14 protein-coding genes are annotated in these 17255 nt (G+C 64.6%); 7 read left to right on the top strand and 7 right to left on the bottom strand.

Features of this window, described 5'->3' with window-relative positions; translation table 11 throughout:
- Window position 1: 1 nt before the first annotated feature.
- Window positions 2-2707, bottom strand: a complete 2706-nt coding sequence (locus ENHY17A_RS02210) for an ATP-dependent DNA helicase (protein ID WP_159714031.1) — start codon at window positions 2705-2707, stop codon at window positions 2-4.
- Between the two features lie 110 nt (window positions 2708-2817).
- On the opposite strand from ENHY17A_RS02210, the gene ENHY17A_RS02205 reads away from it, so the two are divergent.
- A complete protein-coding gene (locus tag ENHY17A_RS02205) occupies window positions 2818-4641 on the top strand; it encodes a M61 family metallopeptidase (protein WP_159709669.1) in 1824 nt (607 codons plus the stop codon).
- A 39-nt stretch (window positions 4642-4680) separates the two neighbouring features.
- Here the strand turns inward: ENHY17A_RS02205 and ENHY17A_RS02200 are convergent, their stop codons facing one another.
- Window positions 4681-5352 (bottom strand): spermidine synthase, encoded by a 672-nt coding sequence (locus ENHY17A_RS02200; protein WP_159709667.1) that lies wholly within the window; start codon window positions 5350-5352, stop codon window positions 4681-4683.
- A 192-nt stretch (window positions 5353-5544) separates the two neighbouring features.
- Here ENHY17A_RS02200 and ENHY17A_RS02195 point away from each other — a divergent pair, with 192 nt between their 5' ends.
- The 5 genes from ENHY17A_RS02195 to ENHY17A_RS02175 all read left to right on the top strand — a co-directional run bounded on the left by ENHY17A_RS02195 (window position 5545) and on the right by ENHY17A_RS02175 (window position 9935).
- Window positions 5545-5913: a DUF6481 family protein gene (locus tag ENHY17A_RS02195; protein ID WP_159709665.1), complete on the top strand. Its 369-nt coding sequence runs from the start codon at window positions 5545-5547 to the stop codon at window positions 5911-5913.
- Between the two features lie 67 nt (window positions 5914-5980).
- Entirely contained in the window at window positions 5981-6211 is a 231-nt protein-coding gene (locus ENHY17A_RS02190) for a hypothetical protein (protein WP_159709663.1), read from the top strand.
- A gap of 84 nt (window positions 6212-6295) precedes the next feature.
- The gene (locus tag ENHY17A_RS02185; RefSeq protein WP_443018282.1) at window positions 6296-7624 is read left to right on the top strand and encodes a TrkH family potassium uptake protein; all 1329 of its coding nucleotides are present in this window, start codon (window positions 6296-6298) and stop codon (window positions 7622-7624) included.
- Window positions 7614-8291 carry a potassium channel family protein gene (locus ENHY17A_RS02180; RefSeq protein WP_236547697.1) on the top strand — a complete coding sequence of 226 codons (678 nt, stop codon included), beginning with the start codon at window positions 7614-7616 and terminating at the stop codon, window positions 8289-8291. Before ENHY17A_RS02185 ends, ENHY17A_RS02180 begins: the two co-directional genes overlap by 11 nt.
- A gap of 57 nt (window positions 8292-8348) precedes the next feature.
- Window positions 8349-9935 (top strand): lysine--tRNA ligase, encoded by a 1587-nt coding sequence (locus ENHY17A_RS02175; protein WP_159709657.1) that lies wholly within the window; start codon window positions 8349-8351, stop codon window positions 9933-9935.
- 188 nt (window positions 9936-10123) lie between these two features.
- On the opposite strand, the gene ENHY17A_RS02170 is transcribed toward ENHY17A_RS02175, so the two are convergent.
- Window positions 10124-11620 carry a DUF389 domain-containing protein gene (locus ENHY17A_RS02170; RefSeq protein WP_159709655.1) on the bottom strand — a complete coding sequence of 499 codons (1497 nt, stop codon included), beginning with the start codon at window positions 11618-11620 and terminating at the stop codon, window positions 10124-10126.
- Between the two features lie 84 nt (window positions 11621-11704).
- Between ENHY17A_RS02170 and nhaA the strand changes: the two genes are divergently transcribed.
- Window positions 11705-12946 carry a Na+/H+ antiporter NhaA gene (gene nhaA, locus ENHY17A_RS02165; protein WP_159709653.1) on the top strand — a complete coding sequence of 414 codons (1242 nt, stop codon included), beginning with the start codon at window positions 11705-11707 and terminating at the stop codon, window positions 12944-12946.
- A 200-nt stretch (window positions 12947-13146) separates the two neighbouring features.
- On the opposite strand, the gene ENHY17A_RS02160 is transcribed toward nhaA, so the two are convergent.
- The 4 genes from ENHY17A_RS02160 to sucC all read right to left on the bottom strand — a co-directional run bounded on the left by ENHY17A_RS02160 (window position 13147) and on the right by sucC (window position 17190).
- A complete protein-coding gene (locus ENHY17A_RS02160) occupies window positions 13147-14043 on the bottom strand; it encodes an HNH endonuclease (protein WP_159709651.1) in 897 nt (298 codons plus the stop codon).
- A 175-nt stretch (window positions 14044-14218) separates the two neighbouring features.
- A complete protein-coding gene (locus ENHY17A_RS02155) occupies window positions 14219-15148 on the bottom strand; it encodes an electron transfer flavoprotein subunit alpha/FixB family protein (protein ID WP_159709649.1) in 930 nt (309 codons plus the stop codon).
- Entirely contained in the window at window positions 15145-15894 is a 750-nt protein-coding gene (locus ENHY17A_RS02150; protein WP_159709646.1) for an electron transfer flavoprotein subunit beta/FixA family protein, read from the bottom strand. The genes ENHY17A_RS02155 and ENHY17A_RS02150 overlap by 4 nt, the downstream gene beginning before the upstream one ends.
- Window positions 15895-15990: 96 nt before the next feature.
- On the bottom strand, window positions 15991-17190 hold the full coding sequence (gene sucC / locus ENHY17A_RS02145; RefSeq protein WP_159709644.1) for an ADP-forming succinate--CoA ligase subunit beta: 1200 nt from the start codon (window positions 17188-17190) through the stop codon (window positions 15991-15993).
- Window positions 17191-17255 lie beyond the last annotated feature (65 nt).

The raw sequence follows: 17255 nt of genomic DNA, 5'->3' as shown, positions 1-17255 counted from the left end.
TCTACCCGTCGACCTTGATCTCCTCATGCCCGATGGCAGCGTTGGATGAAAGCCGTGTTGCAGCCTCGACCGCTTCGTCCAGCGTCACGCGGCGGATGGGGGTGCCTGCGGGAAAGGCGCTAAGCAACCTGCTGGGCATCGCGGCCGACAGCAGCACGAACTGGCCGCGATCGTCGGCTCGGCGGATCAACCGTCCGAACCCCTGCGCCAGCCGCGCGCGGACGACGCGGTCGTCGAACGCCTTGCCCCCTTCGGCGATGCGGCGCGCGGCGTGGAGTACGGTCGGCTTGGGCCAGGGCACCGCCTCCATCACCACCTGACGCAGCGAATGGCCGGGCACGTCCACGCCGTCGCGCAAGGCATCGGTGCCGATGAGCGAGGCGCGCGGATCGTCGCGAAAGATGTCGACCAACGTCCCCGGATCGACCGGATCGACATGCTGGGCGAGCAGCGGCAGCCCTTCGCGCGCCAGCCGGTCGGCGATCCGCGCGTGAACGCCGCGCAGCCGCCGGATCGCGGTGAACAGACCCAGCGTCCCACCCCCGCTCGCCACGATCAACCGACCATAGGCATTGGCCAGCGCCGCCAGATCGCCGCGCTTCACATCGGTCACGATCAGCACCTCTGCCTGGGATGCGTAATCGAACGGGCTCTGCGCCTCGAAATGGGTCGAGGGACGCTCCAGATGGCGGCTGCCCGATCGCGCTTCCGCCACATCCCAGTCGTCGCCCGCGCGCAGCGTCGCGCTGGTCACCAGCACGCCATGCGCCTGTTTCAGGACGGTCGCCGCCAAGGGGCGCGTTGGGTCCAACCAGCGGCGGTGGATGCCGATATCGACTTCGCGTCCTTCGATGCGATCGACCGCCAGCCAGTCGACGAAATCGGGATCGGCGGGGCCACCGATGCGTGCCAGCAGCGCCGCCCATGCCCCCACCGTCTCCGCGCGCCATGCGACCGAGGCGATCGCCCCTTCGATGCGCGCGCGTGCGGGTCCGTCCATCCAGTCCGGTCCTTCGGCCAGCACCGCTTCCAGCCGCCGCCCCAGCGCGATCATCGGGCGGACGAGCGCGTCGAGCGCCACCGCCGCCGGGCCCGCCGCCTCGACCAACGCCGCATCGGGCTCCGCCAGCTCGGTTTCCAGCCCGTATCCCGCATCCGCGCCGCCGCTTTCGTCGCGGGCATAGGTGAAGCCGCGCACGGCGGCGAGCAGCGCCTCGATCGCGCCGTACGGCTCGCCTTCGGCAATCCGCCCCAGCCAGCCCTCGGACGGCAACGCATTCGCCGCCGCCACCGCGTCGTTGATCGCGCGGCCGCCGGCCTCGTCATAGCTCGCAACGTCCGACAGTCGCGCCGCCAGCCCGCGTCGCCGCCCGCGCGCGCGGCTTTCCGGGCCGATCACCCAGCGGCGCAGTTCGATCGTCTCCTGCCCCGACAGCGCGACGCCGAACATCGAATCCGCCGCCTCGAACAGATGATGGCCTTCGTCGAAGATGTAGCGGCTGGGGCGTGCATTGGTCTCTCGCCCGCGCGCGGCGTTGACCATCACCAGCGCGTGATTGGCGATGACGATATCGGCCTCGGCAGACGCTCGCGCCGCGCGTTCGATGAAGCATTTGCGGTAATGCGGGCACCCCGCATAAACGCACTCGCCGCGCCGGTCGGTCAGCGCGGTCGCGCCATTGCGGCGGAACAGCACCGGCAGCCAGCCGGGCAAGTCGCCGCCGACCATGTCGCCGTCCGCCGTGAACGCCGCCCAGCGCGCGACCAACTGCGCCAGCACCGCCGCGCGTCCGGCGAACCCGCCTTGCAGCGCATCCTCCAGATTGAGCAGGCAAACGTAGTTCTCACGGCCCTTGCGCGTCACCACCCGCTGGCGGCGGACCGCGGGGTCGGGGAACAGTCGTTCGGTCTCGCGTGCCAATTGGCGTTGCAGCGCCTTGGTATAGGTGGAAATCCATACCGCGCCGCCCGATCGCTCCGCCCAGAGCGATGCGGGGGTGAGGTATCCCAGCGTCTTGCCGATGCCGGTCCCCGCCTCGGCCAGCACGAGATGCGGCGCGTCGGGCGTGGCGCGCGGCGCGAACGCCCCTGCCGCCACCCGCGCGAAATCGCGCTGGCCTTGACGTCGTTCCGCCCCCGATCCGGTCAGCATCGCAAGGCGTTCGGCAACGACATCGTCGGCCAGCGTTACCTGACGCGGCGCAGGGCGGGGGGCTGCCTCGTCCCATTCGAGCAGTTTCGAGAACAGCCAGCGTTCGGCACGCTCGGGCTTGTCCACGACCTGGGTCAGCACCGGTGCCCAGGGCCAGCGCAGGCGTGCGAGCGATTGCAGCCCGTGCCATGCGCCTTCGCGCTCGGCCCAATTGCCGGTCGGGACCGCCAGCAGCCGCGCAGCGACCTCGCGCAGGAAAGCGGCTATCTCCGCATCCCCGGACGGCTCATCCAGCCCGGTTTCGCGGGCCAGACCCTTGGGCGTCGGCACCAGAAACTTGGCAGGGTGCAGAAACGCGAACAGTTCCAGCAGGTCGAGTCCGTTCAGTTCGGGATGCCCCAACCGTTGCCCAACCAGCGGCGCGTTCAGCACCAGCACCGGCATATCCGCCGCCAGCCGGATCGCCTCGCCCCGCCCGATCGCGCGGGTTTCGCCAGCGGGCGTTGCGATCCAGACCCCGGCATGGCTGGCGTGAAGGGCGGGATAGGGCAGCACGCCCCTCCTGTCGGCGATCCGGAACAGATTGGCAACCACCTCGATCGAGACGGTTGCCCAAAGACGTGTTCCCGCTTAGCCCTGTCCACAGACAATGAGGGGACCAACTGATGCGCCGCTTCCTGATCGGCACCGCCGCCGTCGCACTTGCCACATCGGCGAGTGCCCAGAACGCGCCGCGCCCGATCGAATATGACGTCAGTTTCGAAAACGCGGTGCATCACGAAGCGCGCATCACCGTCACCGTTACCGACTTGCCCGCAGAACCCGTCCGGTTTCAGATGTCGCGCTCATCCCCCGGTCGTTATGCGATCCATGAATTCGCCAAGAACGTCTATTCGGTCACTGCAAAGGACAGCCGGGGCCGCGATTTGCCCGTCACCCGCACCGATCCTTATGGCTGGAGCGTCGCCAAGCATGACGGCACCGTCGCCGTCACCTACACATTGTTCGCCGATCGCGCCGACGGCACTTATGCGCAGGTCGATCCCACGCACTCCCATCTGAACATGCCCGCGACCTTCCTGTGGGCGGCGGGGCAGGATGATCGCCCGATCACCGTGCGGTTCCGTCCGCCCAACAATAGCTGGAAAGCAGCGACGCAGTTGGTGCCGACCAACCGCCCCTGGACGTTCGGCGCGCCCGACCTGCAATATTTCATGGATAGTCCGACCAGCCTGGCGGACCATGATGTGCGCGAGTGGAATGTCGATGATCGCGGCACCCCGCGCACCATCCGCCTCGCCGTTCACCACAATGGCGCGGAGGCCGAAGTCGATCGCTTCACCGACATGGCCAAGAAGGTGGTGGACGAACAGATCAAGGTGTTCGGCGGCGACGTCCCCGATTTCGACCACAACGCCTACACCTTCATCGCCGCTTACGTGCCGCAGGCGTCGGGCGACGGGATGGAGCACCGCAATTCGACGATCCTGACCGGCAACCGGGGTCTGGCGGAGGCAAATTATTCGCAGATCGGCACGCTGTCCCACGAATTCTTCCACGCCTGGCTGGTCGAACGACTGCGTCCGGCGGAACTCGAACCGTTCGATTTCACCCGTGCCAATCCGACCCCCAGCCTTTGGTTCGCCGAAGGATTCACGAGCTATTACGGGCCACTCGCCATCGTTCGCGCGGGCGTGTCGGATGTGGACCAGTATCTGGGCGAGCTTTCGGGCGCGCTCAACTACACGCTAAATCGTCCGGGTAGGCGCTATCACGGCCCGAAGGAGATGAGCCTGCGGGCGCCGTTCGTCGATGCCGCGACCGCGATCGACCCGCGCCAGGATCATATCTTCACCAGCTATTATCTCTATGGCGCGGTGATCGCCGCCGGGCTCGATCTCGCGCTCCGCCAGCGCGGGACGACACTCGACACCTATATGCAGACGCTCTGGCGCAGCCATGGCGTCACCGAGCGGCCCTTCGTTACCGCCGACCTGAAAGCCGCATTGGCGACGGTCACCGATCTGCGCTTCGCCGATACCTTCTTCGCCACCCAGATCGAGGATAGCCAACTTCCCGACTTCGCGCCGCTGCTCGCGCAGGCCGGGTTGACGCTGCGCCTCGCCAATCCGGGCAGCGCCTGGGTAGGCCCTACGCCGATCCGCGGTGGTGAGGGCGGCGTGGTCGTCGGCACCTATCCTGCGCCGGGCACGCCGCTCTATGCTGTTGGCGTCGATACGGGCGCGCGGATCACCAGCCTGGGCGGAACGCCGATCACGAGCGAGGCTGATTGGTCGGCCGGACTTGCCGCGCGCAAGCCGGGGGATCGGGTCGAGATCGGCTTCACGCGATTGGGGCAGGATCACCGCGCGACAATGACGCTGGCGGCCGATCCGACGCTGGAGGTGGTCAGGAACGAGGCGATCGGCGGCACGCTGACGCCGGCACAGACCAAGTTCCGAACGGGGTGGTTGGGGGCGCAGCCCTGACAAGGATGCGCAAACCCCATCCCCGTTCGTTGGAACCCCTTATCCCCGCCGCGCGAACCAGATCACATGCTGCGGCCCCTTGCCGTTGCTTCTGGCGCGCACCTTCACCTCGTCCACAGCAAAACCTGCATCTCCCAGCCGCCGCGTGAAGGCCGCGTCCGCCCCCGCCGACCAGACGGCCAGCACCCCACGCGGCTTCAACGCCGCCTTTGCCGCCGCCAGCCCGCGCATCGTGTAGATTCGATCGTTCGCACCGCGCACCAGCCCGTCGGGACCGTTATCGACATCGAGAAGGATCGCGTCGTACCGCCCGCGCCCCTCGGCGATCGCATCCGCCACATCCTGCATCGCCAGCGCCACGCGGGGATCGTCCAAGCATCCGGCCATCAACTCGACCATCGGCCCGCGTGCCCATTCGATGATCTCGGGCACCAGTTCGGCGACCGTCACCCGCGCATCCGCCCCCAGACGCGCCAGACCTGCGCGCAGTGTGAATCCCATGCCGTACCCGCCAATCAGCAGGTGCGGCGCTTGCCGCCCACCCAACCGGTCGATCGTCATGTTCGCGAGCGCCTCCTCCGACCCGCTCATCCGGCTGCTCATCAATTCGTTGCGGTCGAGCACGATCATGAAATCGCGCCCGCGGCGATACAGCGTCAGTGTTTCGCCGCCGGGCACCTGCGCGGTGCCGAGCAATTCTCTGGGGGTCATCGCGTCACTTTCGCATCGGTCCGGTTGCTCCCGCCGATAGCCGCACGGGACCGCAAAGGCGAGATTTCGCACCGCAGTACATCACCGACTTTGCGAAACGCCGCGTTTTGCCCTATCGGAACCGCGACGGACCGCGCTCGATTGGCGAGCGACCCCGAGTCCGTCGTCGAAATCAGGAACCCGCATCCTCTTATGCCTTCGTTCAACCAAACCTTCCAAGAACGCGCAGAGCGCTCCGCCAAAGCCAAGCAGGCCGCGCTCGAAAAGCTGCGCAACAAGCCGCCGGTCGATGAAGCCGTGCTCGCCGAACGCCGCGCCGCCGCCGAGCGCAAGGAAGCCGCCCAGACCGCAAAGCGCGCCGAGAAGCAGGCCGAGCGCGACCGGATCGCCGCCGAAAAGAAGGCCGCCGAGGAGGCTGCCGAAGCCGCTGCCGAGGCCGAACGCATCGCCGCTGCCGAAGCCGCCGAAAAGGCGCGCCCCAAACTTCCCACCGCTGCCGAGTTGAAGGAAGCCCGCGACGCGCGCTACGCCGCGCGCAAGCAGCGTCTGGGCAAGAAATAAGCGAAACAGGCATCGGACACCGTCATGGATGGCCGATGCCCGCTTATCGATAGGCACAGATCCGTTCATGACCGCCAGCGAGCTTCAGGACATGCTGGTCGCCGCACTGGCACGCCGCTGCGGCGGCACCCAGCGACGCTGGCGACTTGCGCTCGGTCCTGTCCGCGCGCTGTCGATCGACACGCACCCGCATTGCAACTGGGCGGTCCGACCCGAGGGCTCCGCTTACGAGATCGCCGAGATCGAAGCCTTGCTCGACCGCGTCCGCCTGACCCATCCGATCGTCGACACACCCTGAAAAAAGCGGAATCGCTGCGACCATTGCCGCCACGCTGCCCCTCGGATAGGGCCAGACGACGATGACGATGCTTTTTCGATGCAATTGAGCGGCATCCGGCATCCCACCCGGCTGGTCCCGATCGTGTTTCTCGTCGCGATTCTGGTCGGCACGCTGATCCTCGCCTTGCCCGTCGCGCGTGCCGGACCCGGTGCCGCGCCGCTTATCACCGCCTTGTTCACCGCCACTTCCGCCGTCGCGGTGACCGGGCTGGTGACGGTCGATACCGCCACCTACTGGTCGCCGTTCGGCCAGGTCGTCATCCTGGCGCTGTTCCAGATCGGCGGGTTCGGGATCATGACCGCGGCGACCTTGCTGGGCCTGGTTGCGGGGCGCGGCCTTCGCCTCAGCAATCGCCTGCTCACCCAGACCGAGCGCAGCCGGCTGGAAACCGGCGACACGGTCGGCGTCCTGAAATTGGTCTTTGCCGTCACCCTGATCGTCGAGGCGGTGGTCGCCGCCATCCTGACGCTGCGGCTGCGCTTCGGCTATGACCAGTCATGGGGCGAAGCGCTATGGAGCGGGGTGTTCCATGCGGTATCGGCGTTCAACAATGCCGGCTTCTCGATCTATTCGGACAGCCTGATGGGGTATCAGGCCGATGCGCTGATCCTGATGCCCGTGATGATCGCGGTGATCATTACCGCGCTCGGCTTTCCGGTCATGCAGGAATTGCGGATGCGCGCGCGAAGCCCGCGGACCTGGTCGCTGCATAGCAAAATCACCGTGCTCGGCACGATCGTCCTGCTCCTTGTCGGCTTTATCGCGATCCTGCTGGCCGAATGGGGCAATCCCGATACGCTGGGGCCGATGGATATGGGGGGCAAGCTGCTCAATGCCGCCTTCCACTCGGCGATGCCGCGCACCGCCGGGTTCAACAGTCTGGACGTCGGCAGTTTTCGGATCGAGACATTGTCGATCAACTATCTGCTGATGTTCATCGGCGGCGGCAGCGCGGGCACGGCGGGCGGGATCAAGGTCACGACCTTCTTCCTGCTCGGCATCGTCGTCTGGTCCGAAATTCGAGGCCGGCAGGATGCGGCCATCTTCGGACGCAGGATCGGGTCGCATGTCGAACGCCAGGCGTTGACCGTCGTCCTGCTGGCGGTCGCGCTGATCGGCATCGGCACGCTGATCCTGTTGTCGATCACGCCGCTGCCGCTCAGCGATGTGATGTTCGAGACGATTTCCGCCTTTTCGACCGTCGGCCTGTCCACCGGCATTACCGCCGATCTGCCGCCCGCGGGCCAATTGGTGCTGATCGTGCTGATGTATGTCGGGCGCGTCGGCACGATCACCGTCGCCACCGCGTTGGCACTGGGCGGCAAGCGCAAACCCTATCGCTATCCCGAGGAGACTCCCATTGTCGGCTAAACGCGGCAAATCGCGCAATTCCAGCACGGTTCTGGTCATCGGCCTCGGTCGGTTCGGCACCGCAGTCGCCGAATCGCTGATCCGCATGGGACATGAAGTGCTCGGCGTCGACGAGGATGCGGAGCGCGTTCAGCGCCTGACGGACCGACTGACCCATCTGGTTCAGGCCGACACCACCAATGTGGAGACGCTGCGCGAATTGGGCACGGGCGATTTCGCCAGCGCCGTCGTCGGCATCGGCAGCGATGTGGAGGCCAGCGTGCTCACCACGCTGGCGCTGGTCGATCTGGGGGTGCCGACGATCTGGGCAAAAGCGACCAACGAACGCCATGGCCGCATCCTTGAGCGGACCGGCGCGCATCACGTCGTCTATCCCGAAGCGCGGATGGGCGAACGCGTCGCGCACATGGTGACTGGCCGCATGATCGATTACATCGAATTCGACGATGATTTCGCGATCGCCAAGACCCGCGCACCGGCGTCGATGGCGGATATGACGCTGGGCGATTCCGCGATCCGCACCAATCACGGCGTGACGATCGTCGGCATCAAACGCCCGCGCGAGGATTTCACCTATGCCCGGCCCGATACGATGCTGGCGGCCGACGATCTGCTGATCGTATCGGGTCGCGTCGATCTGGTGGAGCGGTTCGCAGCGCTCACCTGATCGGCGCTGGCCAGAATCGCGATTGCGATTTGGCGGCACACGCGCCAGATGCTCAGCATGACCGATCAGCCGACCCCCGCCGATATCCGCACCGCCGCGCTCACCTCAAAGGCATGGCCTTACGAAGAAGCGCGCAAGATCCTTGCCCGTTACAAGGACGCGCCCCCGGCGAAAGGCCATGTGCTGTTCGAAACCGGATACGGGCCGTCGGGCCTGCCGCATATCGGCACCTTCAACGAAGTGCTGCGCACGACGATGGTTCGCCGCGCCTTCGAAGAAATGTCGGATATTCCGACGCGGCTGATCGCGTTCTCCGACGATATGGACGGGCTTCGCAAGGTGCCCGACAATGTGCCGAACCGCGAGATGCTCAGCCGACATCTCGGCAAGCCGCTGACGCAGGTGCCCGACCCGTTCGGCACGCATGACAGTTTTGCCGCGCACAACAATGCCCGGCTGCGCGCGTTCCTCGACCAGTTCGGGTTCGACTATGAATTCGCGTCCTCGACCGACTATTACGCATCGGGCAAGTTCGACGATCAGTTGCGCAATGTCCTGCGCAATTACGATGCGATCATGGCGGTCATGCTGCCGACGCTGCGTGCCGAACGCCAGGCGACCTATTCGCCGGTGCTGCCGATCAGCCCGACATCGGGAATCGTGCTTCAGGTGCCGGTAGAGGTGCTCGACGCCGAAACCGGCATGATCGCGTTCGTCGATGAGAGCGAACGGATCGAGCAATCGGTGCTGGGCGGCAAGGCCAAGCTGCAATGGAAGCCCGATTGGGGGATGCGTTGGGCCGCGCTCGACGTCGATTACGAGATGCACGGCAAGGATCTGATCGACAGCGCGATGCTGGGCGGCAAGATCGCGCGCATCCTGGGCGGCCGCAAGCCCGAGGGGCTCATCTACGAGATGTTCCTAGATGAAAAGGGCGAGAAGATCTCGAAGTCCAAGGGCAATGGCCTCAGCCTCGAACAATGGCTGACCTATGGTCCTGACGAGAGCATCGCCTTCTTCGCATTCCGCGAGCCCAAAAAGGCCAAGGCGCTGCACATGGGCGTGATCCCGCGCGCGGTCGACGAATATTGGCAGTTCCGCGGCAATTATGCGGGACAGGCGGTCGAACAGCGGCTGGGCAATCCGGTCCACCACATCCATGGCGGCCCGCCGCCTGCGGAAGTGCTGCCGGTCACCTTCGGCCTGCTGCTCAACCTGGTCGGGGTGATGGGCGACGCGACCAAGGATCAGGTCTGGGCTTACCTCAAGAACTACGTCCCCGATGCGTCGCCCGAGGCCAATCCGGCGCTCGATCACCTGATCGGCTATGCGCTGGCCTATGGACGCGATTTCGTGACGCCGACCTTGGTGCGTCGTGCGCCCGAGGGCGTGGAAGTCGCAGCGCTACGCGACCTGGATGCGGCGCTGGCCGATGGTCCGGCAAGCGCGGAGGATATCCAGAACCACGTCTATGAGATCGGCAAGACGCATTTCGGCAAAGAGGCGCTGCGCGACTGGTTCAAGGCGCTCTACGAAACCCTGCTGGGGTCGTCGCAAGGCCCCCGCATGGGCAGCTTCATCGCGCTTTACGGGGTAGAGAACAGCCGCAAGCTGATCGCGGAGGCGTTGGCGAAGGCGGCATAACCCACCGTGCTCCGGCGAAAGCCGGAGCGCTGGAAAGGGAAGTCGCCGATCGCTACCACTCCGGCTTTCGCCGGAGCACGGGACAGCTAACCATCCTCACCATCCGTTGGTTTCGAGCGAAGTCGAGAAACGTGACTTAAGCAATCGGAAGCGTTTCTCGACTTCGCTCGAAACCAAAGGGAGCGGGGTCAGGGTTGCCCCTCCACGCTCGGCGCCAGCCACTGGAGCGTCACCGGCCCCCCGCCGGGCAACCGCTCCGCCGCGACCCCGGCCTCGATCAACGCCGCGACCACCGCATCGGCATTGTCCGCAGCCCCACTCACCCCCAGCGGCAGCCGCAATCGCCGCCCTGCCCAGATCGCGGTCTGGAGCGCGGCCTGGCCCTGGGCGTCCGGTCCGTCCTCGCCGAACGACACGCTGGCAGGCGCGACCGCAGGCGGCACCAGTTCGACCGACCAGCCCTGCGCAGCCCCGCCGACCCGCTGCTCCAGCGCGCGATAGGATGCCAGGCTTGCGCCCGGCAGCGCACTCGCGCTGACCACCGCGCGCCGATTGCCGCGGTCGAGCAGCACCGCCTCGGCAGGCACGCCCGCGACCAATGCGAGTTGTTCGGCCAACCGCGTCACCGTTCGCGCCTCGCGCGTCGCCTGTTCGTTGGCCTGGGCACGGGCGACCTGGGTCGCCTCGGCATCGCCGACGCCGACGCGGAACTGTTCGATCTGCACATCAACCGGGCGACTGAACGCCTTGGCCAGCGTCGCCGACACTTCCTGCTCGGCCTGGGGGATGAAGCCGGGGGTCAGGACCGTGGCGGTCACCTGAACCGGTTCGCTGCTATAATCGATCTCAAGCTGGCTGACCCGAGAATTGTCGCCGAATTCCGCCGCCACCACGTCGCGTGCCTGGCGCTGCGCGGTCGCTTCCCATGCGATCTGGCGCAGCGTGAATCCCAGCGGCACCGCGAGCACAGCAAAGATGACCAGCATTGCAAAGGTCTGAAACATCGATTGTCGCGGCGACAATCGCGGGCCGAACCCGTACAGTCGGGCCATGATCGCCGCCGATGCCGCGATTACCATGAAGTTGGTGAAATAGAGCAGCAACGCGCCGAAGAACACCGTACCGTTCCACGTCGCCAGACCATATCCCACGGTCGCGAGCGGCGGCATCAGCGCGGTGGCGATGGCGACGCCGACGACCGCACCCTCGCGCCCGCGGATCATCGCATAGGCACCGGCCAGCCCCGAAAACAGCGCCACCAGCAGATCGAACAGGTTGGGCCGGGTGCGCGCGGCAAGCTCGCTGGTCAGCGTCTGGAGCGGCGACATCAGCACGATGGCCGCGGTGAACAGAATCGCCAGCACCGTACCCAGCGCCAACGCCATCAGCGCACGTTTGATCTCGCGCGAATCGAACAGGGTCACGCCGAAGCCCAGGCCGATGATCGGCCCCATCAGCGGCGAGATCAGCATCGCCCCGATCACCACCGCCGGCGACGACAAGAGCAGCCCCAGCACTGCGATCCCCGCCGACATCAGCGTCATGAACACATAGCGTCCGTCGAAGCCACCCTCTTCCTCGACCTTCTCGACGACCTTCATGTGATCGACCGTCGCGACGACGTGATTGCGCCACCAATGCAGGACGGGATGCGGATCGTTCGCGTTCAGGGGAACCGTAGCCATGCCCGCGGCGTAAGTGATTTGACCCGCCGACGCCAGTCGGTAGGAAGGGGCAATCCAGCGACGAAACCAAAACAGGGAGCGACCATGGCCAATCGAGCCACGCGGCCGCAATCGGCACTACGCGATTTTCTGAAAAGCGAAGCATCGGGCGGCATCGTCCTGATGGCGGCGGCTGCGCTGGCGATGCTCTTCGCCAATCTACCCGGCATATCGGAGGCGTATTTCGGTTTCCTCCACTGGGAAACCGGGCCGGTCATCTCTCCCAAATACGGTCCGATGACCGTCCATCTGTGGATCAACGACGCGCTGATGGCGATTTTCTTCCTGCTCGTCGGGCTGGAGATAAAGCGCGAGTTCGTCGACGGACGGTTGGCCACCTGGGAACATCGGCGATTGCCGATCCTGGCGGCGGCAGGCGGGATGCTGGTGCCGGCGTTGGTCTATCTAGGGCTTAGCTCGGGAACGCCGGGGCTTACCAATGGCTGGGCGATTCCGGCGGCGACCGACATCGCCTTTGCGATCGGCGTGCTCGCGCTGCTCGGCCCGCGGGCGCCGACCGCGCTTAAGTTGTTTTTGGTCACGGTCGCGATCGTCGACGATATGGGCGCGGTCGCGATCATCGCCATCGCCTATACCGAAAGCATCTCGTCGCTGGCGCTGGGTGCCGCAGCCCTCATCATGGGCGTCATGTATGTCATGGGGCGCAGCGGCGTGCAGAAGCTATGGCCCTATCTGTTGCTCGGTGCGGTGCTCTGGTATTTCGTGTTTTTGTCGGGCGTCCATGCGACGATCGCGGGCGTCGCGCTGGCGATGATGATCCCGATCAAGAAAACGCCGGGCGCGCCCGAGGCGGTCGATTCACCGCTCCATCGGCTGGAGCACAAGCTCCATGGGCCGTCCGCCTTCTTCGTCGTCCCCCTGTTCGGGTTCGCCAATGCCGGGGTCAGCCTGGCGGGGGTGGAGCCGTCGGTGCTGGTCCAGTCGCTGCCGCTCGGCATCGCCGCGGGTTTGTTCATCGGCAAGCAGGTCGGCATCTTCGGCACCGTCTGGGTGGCAATAAAGCTGGGGCTTGGGACGATGCCGCGCGGCACCAGCTGGCGTCAGATTTACGGCATGTCGATGATCGCCGGGATCGGCTTCACGATGAGCCTGTTCATCGGCGGGCTCGCCTTTCCCGGCAATGCGGAGCTGATCGACGATGTGAAGATCGGCGTGCTGTTCGGGTCGATCCTGTCGGCGATTGGCGGGTATCTCGTCCTTCGGACGGCGCCGGTAAAGCGGGGCACCAACGCCGAGCAGGAGGCAACCGGGGAGCCGGATTTCTGAGCCGCTGAAAATAATTTCTCGAACGCGGAACCTTTAGCGATGTCGATGGTTTTGTAACGGCTTGATCGAAAGAAAAAGCATTATGACGAACCAAGGCTTCGGCCACGGATCGTCTAGGGAGGCCCGCCGCGAAAGCGACGGGCCTTACCTGTTTCTGGGGTTGGTGGGTTTAGGTAAACACCGACTTTCAACTCCAGTCGTTAGTTTTTGAAGCAGTTTTGTCGATGCCATTCCAAGAAATGCGGATGCGGGCGCTCCGAGGGATTGCTGGGCAATCGGGCGCGACCGTCGCGATTCAATAAGCTTGTTACCCCGTCGCGGTCGTTTACGTGCCGCGAAACTAAAATTGTAAGGTCGTCAGCTACCGAAACTAGCCCGCGATCGAACATCCAATGAACCGTGCCTGAAAGCGCTAGCCCATTTGTCACAATGTCAGGCCCGTTCGCGGCAACGGGGCGGATGTGTGCAGCCTCCACTTCCGCACGGCCTCCACCGTTGATCAGCTTTAGCCCAGTCAACGTACAACGCTCGTCGTAGGCCCTTAGAACGGTCCGGCGAAACGCTCGATCGCGTGCAACCCGTGACGATAATTGTGGAACACGCTCGCGTTCACCGTATTCAAATGCCACTCGATCTTCTCGGAGCAGTCCGTTTTCGGAGTACCAAGCAGTCCGAGGGAGTAAGTCGTCTTCAGCCGTCAGACCAAGCTTTACGATCCGGACGAAATCCTCCCGATTGAGCGGCCGAACAGCAGATTGCGCACGTCCTGACAGAATACCGACGTCATTAAGTAGTCCCTGTTCGACTACCGCACCGTCAATGGTGAATGGAACGTTTGAACCAAACTGAACGAACTCACCCGGCTCGATCATGGCGTAGAACATATTTTGATCCTCGGGATCGGGCACTATCGCCGCAACCTTTGCAACCGCCCAGTATCCTTTGGTATTTCTAACCTTCACCGGCTCATAATATAGGATCCAATCGCCGACACATTTTTCGGCGCGACTGAGGTAAGATTTCGGGAAATGATATCGCTCAGACGGTGTATCGCGATAGATTGAATCCTCGCGGTGGATAAAGACGCCATTCGCCACCGCGTTTTCCCTAATCGCCCCACCTCAATGCTTCTGTTTGGTGCGGCAACACCGCGGGAGCAAGTCCCGTCCCGTCGGTCGGGGCTGCAGCCCCGCCGGCCGTGCCGGTGCGTCGCAGTCTAGCCCTTGACCGACTGCGACCGCGGGATAGCGTGCCGCTATCCCGCTCGCACCGTCACAACTTTTCAGTCAGTTCCGGCACGACCTTGAACAGATCGCCCACCAGCCCGTAATCCGCGACCTGGAAGATCGGTGCGTCCTCATCCTTGTTGATGGCGATGATGGTCTTGGAATCCTTCATGCCCGCCAGATGCTGAATCGCGCCCGAAATGCCGATCGCGATATAGACTTCGGGGGCCACGATCTTGCCGGTCTGGCCGACCTGATAGTCGTTGGGGGCATAGCCCGCATCGACGGCCGCACGGCTCGCGCCGACGGCTGCGCCCAATTTGTCCGCCAGCGGATCGATCAGCGCATGGAACTGATCGCCCGAACCCAGCGCACGACCGCCCGAGACGATCACCTTGGCGCTGGTCAATTCCGGCCGCTCGGACTTGGCGATTTCCTGCGAGACGAAGCTCGACAGGCCCTTGTCGCCGGTCGACGACACCGCCTCGACCTTACCCGATCCGCCTTCCATCGCGGCCTTTTCGAACGCGGTGCCGCGTACGGTGATGACCTTTTTGGCATCCTTGGACTGAACGGTCGCGATCGCGTTGCCCGCATAGATGGGCCGCGTGAACGTGTCTTCGCTTTCGACCGACAGGATGTCGCTGATCTGCATCACGTCGAGCAAAGCGGCGACGCGCGGCGCGACATTCTTCCCGGTGGTGGTCGCGGGCACCACGAACGCGTCGTGATGACCCATCAGTTCGACCACCAAAGGCGCGATGTTTTCAGCGAGCGCATGGCCGTAAGCCGCGTCGTCGGCGACATGGACCTTGCCCACGCCAGCGATCTTGGCAGCCTGTTCGGCAACCGCGCCGCAGCCTTGCCCTGCGACCAGCAGATGCACTTCACCCAGTTGCGATGCGGCGGTGACCGCGGCGAGGGTGGCATCCTTCACGGATGCGTTGTCGTGTTCGACCCAGACGAGCGTCTTCACTTGGCAACTCCCATCGACTTGAGCTTGGCGACCAGTTCGTCCACGTCCGCGACCTTCACACCCGCGCTGCGCTTGGCGGGCTCGACGACCTTGAGCGTGGTCAGCCGGGCGGAAACGTCCACGCCGTAATCGGCAGGCGTCTTGTTCGCGAGCGGCTTGGATTTCGCCTTCATGATGTTCGGGAGCGACGCATAGCGCGGCTCGTTAAGACGAAGGTCGGTGGTGACGATCGCGGGCAGATTGAGCGATACCGTCTCCAACCCGCCATCAACTTCGCGCGTGACCTTTGCGGCTTCGCCCTCGATCTCGACCTTGGATGCAAACGTGCCCTGGCCCCAGCCAAGCAGTGCCGCAAGCATCTGGCCGGTCTGGTTGTTGTCGTCGTCGATCGCCTGCTTGCCCAGGATGACCAGCTGCGGTTGTTCTTCCTCGACAACCTTGGCGAGCAATTTGGCGACACCCAGTGGCTCGACGCGTTCTTCCGCCGTGATCAGGATCGCACGATCCGCACCCATTGCGAGCGCGGTGCGCAAAGTTTCCTGCGACTTGGCCTCACCGATCGACACTGCGATGATTTCGGTCACCGCGCCCTTTTCCTTCAGGCGGATGGCTTCCTCGACCGCGATCTCGTCGAACGGATTCATCGACATCTTGACGTTCGCCAGATCGACGCCCGATCCGTCCGCCTTCACGCGGGGCTTTACGTTATAGTCAAGCACGCGCTTGACCGGGACCAACACTTTCATTCGATCTCTCTCCCATGTCCCAACCGTTCCTGGGGAGGAAGGCTGGCCCCCGCACGTGGGGTGCGGGGGAGAAATTCGTACCGTTCGGACGAAGGCTTAAGCCGCCTTCTGCACCTCTGCGACGATCTTCTTCGCGGCATCGCCCAGATCGTTCGCGGGAACGATGGCGAGGCCGGAATTGGCCAGGATGTCCTTGCCCTTTTCGACATTGGTGCCTTCCAGGCGAACGACCAGCGGCACCGAAAGGTTCACTTCCTTCGCCGCCGCGACGATCCCTTCGGCGATGATGTCGCACTTCATGATCCCGCCGAAGATGTTGACGAGGATGCCCTTCACATTCGGATCGGCGAGGATGATCTTGAACGCCGCGGTCACCTTCTCCTTCGAAGCGCCGCCGCCGACGTCGAGGAAGTTGGCCGGGAACATGCCGTTCAGCTTGATGATGTCCATCGTCGCCATGGCGAGACCCGCGCCATTGACCATGCAGCCGATGTCGCCGTCCAGCTTGATATAGGCCAAGTCGTATTTGGACGCTTCGAGTTCGGCGGGGTCTTCCTCGGTCTCGTCGCGCAGTTCCATCAAATCCTTGTGACGGAACATCGAATTGCCGTCGAACGCGACCTTGGCGTCGAGCACCATCAGCTTGTTGTCGTCGGTGACGGCCAGCGGATTGATCTCGATCTGCTCGGCATCGGTGCCCAGGAACGCGTCGTACAGCTTCGATGCAGTCGATGCGGCCTGCTTGGCGAGGTCGCCGGTCAGCTCAAGCGCGGCAGCGACAGCACGGCCATGATGCGGCATGAAGCCGGTCGCGGTGTCGATGTCGATCGAGTGAATCTTTTCGGGCGTGTCGTGCGCGACCGCTTCGATGTCCATGCCGCCTTCGGTCGATGCGACCATCGACACACGGCCGGTGGCGCGATTGACCAACAGCGCGAGGTAGAATTCCTTGGCGATATCGACGCCGTCGGTGACGTACAGGCGGTTGACTTGCTTGCCCGCGTCGCCGGTCTGGATCGTCACCAGCGTATTGCCGAGCATGTCGGTCGCCGCCGCGCGGACTTCGTCCTCGGTCTTTGCCAGGCGGACGCCGCCCTTGGCGTCGGGGCCGAGTTCGACGAACTTGCCCTTGCCGCGGCCACCCGCGTGAATCTGCGCCTTCACGACGTAAAGCGGTCCGGGCAGCTTTTTCGACGCGGCGACGGCTTCCTCGACGGTCAGCGCGGCATAGCCTGCGGGGACAGGGACGCCGAATTTCGCCAGCAATTCCTTGGCCTGATATTCGTGAATGTTCATGAGTGCGCCTGACCTTTTCGAAAAGCGGGTTTGCTTGGGCCTAAAGCATATCGGGGCGGGCGAAT

It is taken from the genome of Sphingomonas sp. AX6 (assembly GCF_902506605.1).
Classification (GTDB): Bacteria; Pseudomonadota; Alphaproteobacteria; order Sphingomonadales; family Sphingomonadaceae; genus Sphingomonas.
Note: the sequence above shows the minus strand (reverse complement) of the source record. Positions and strands in the feature narration are given on the sequence as shown.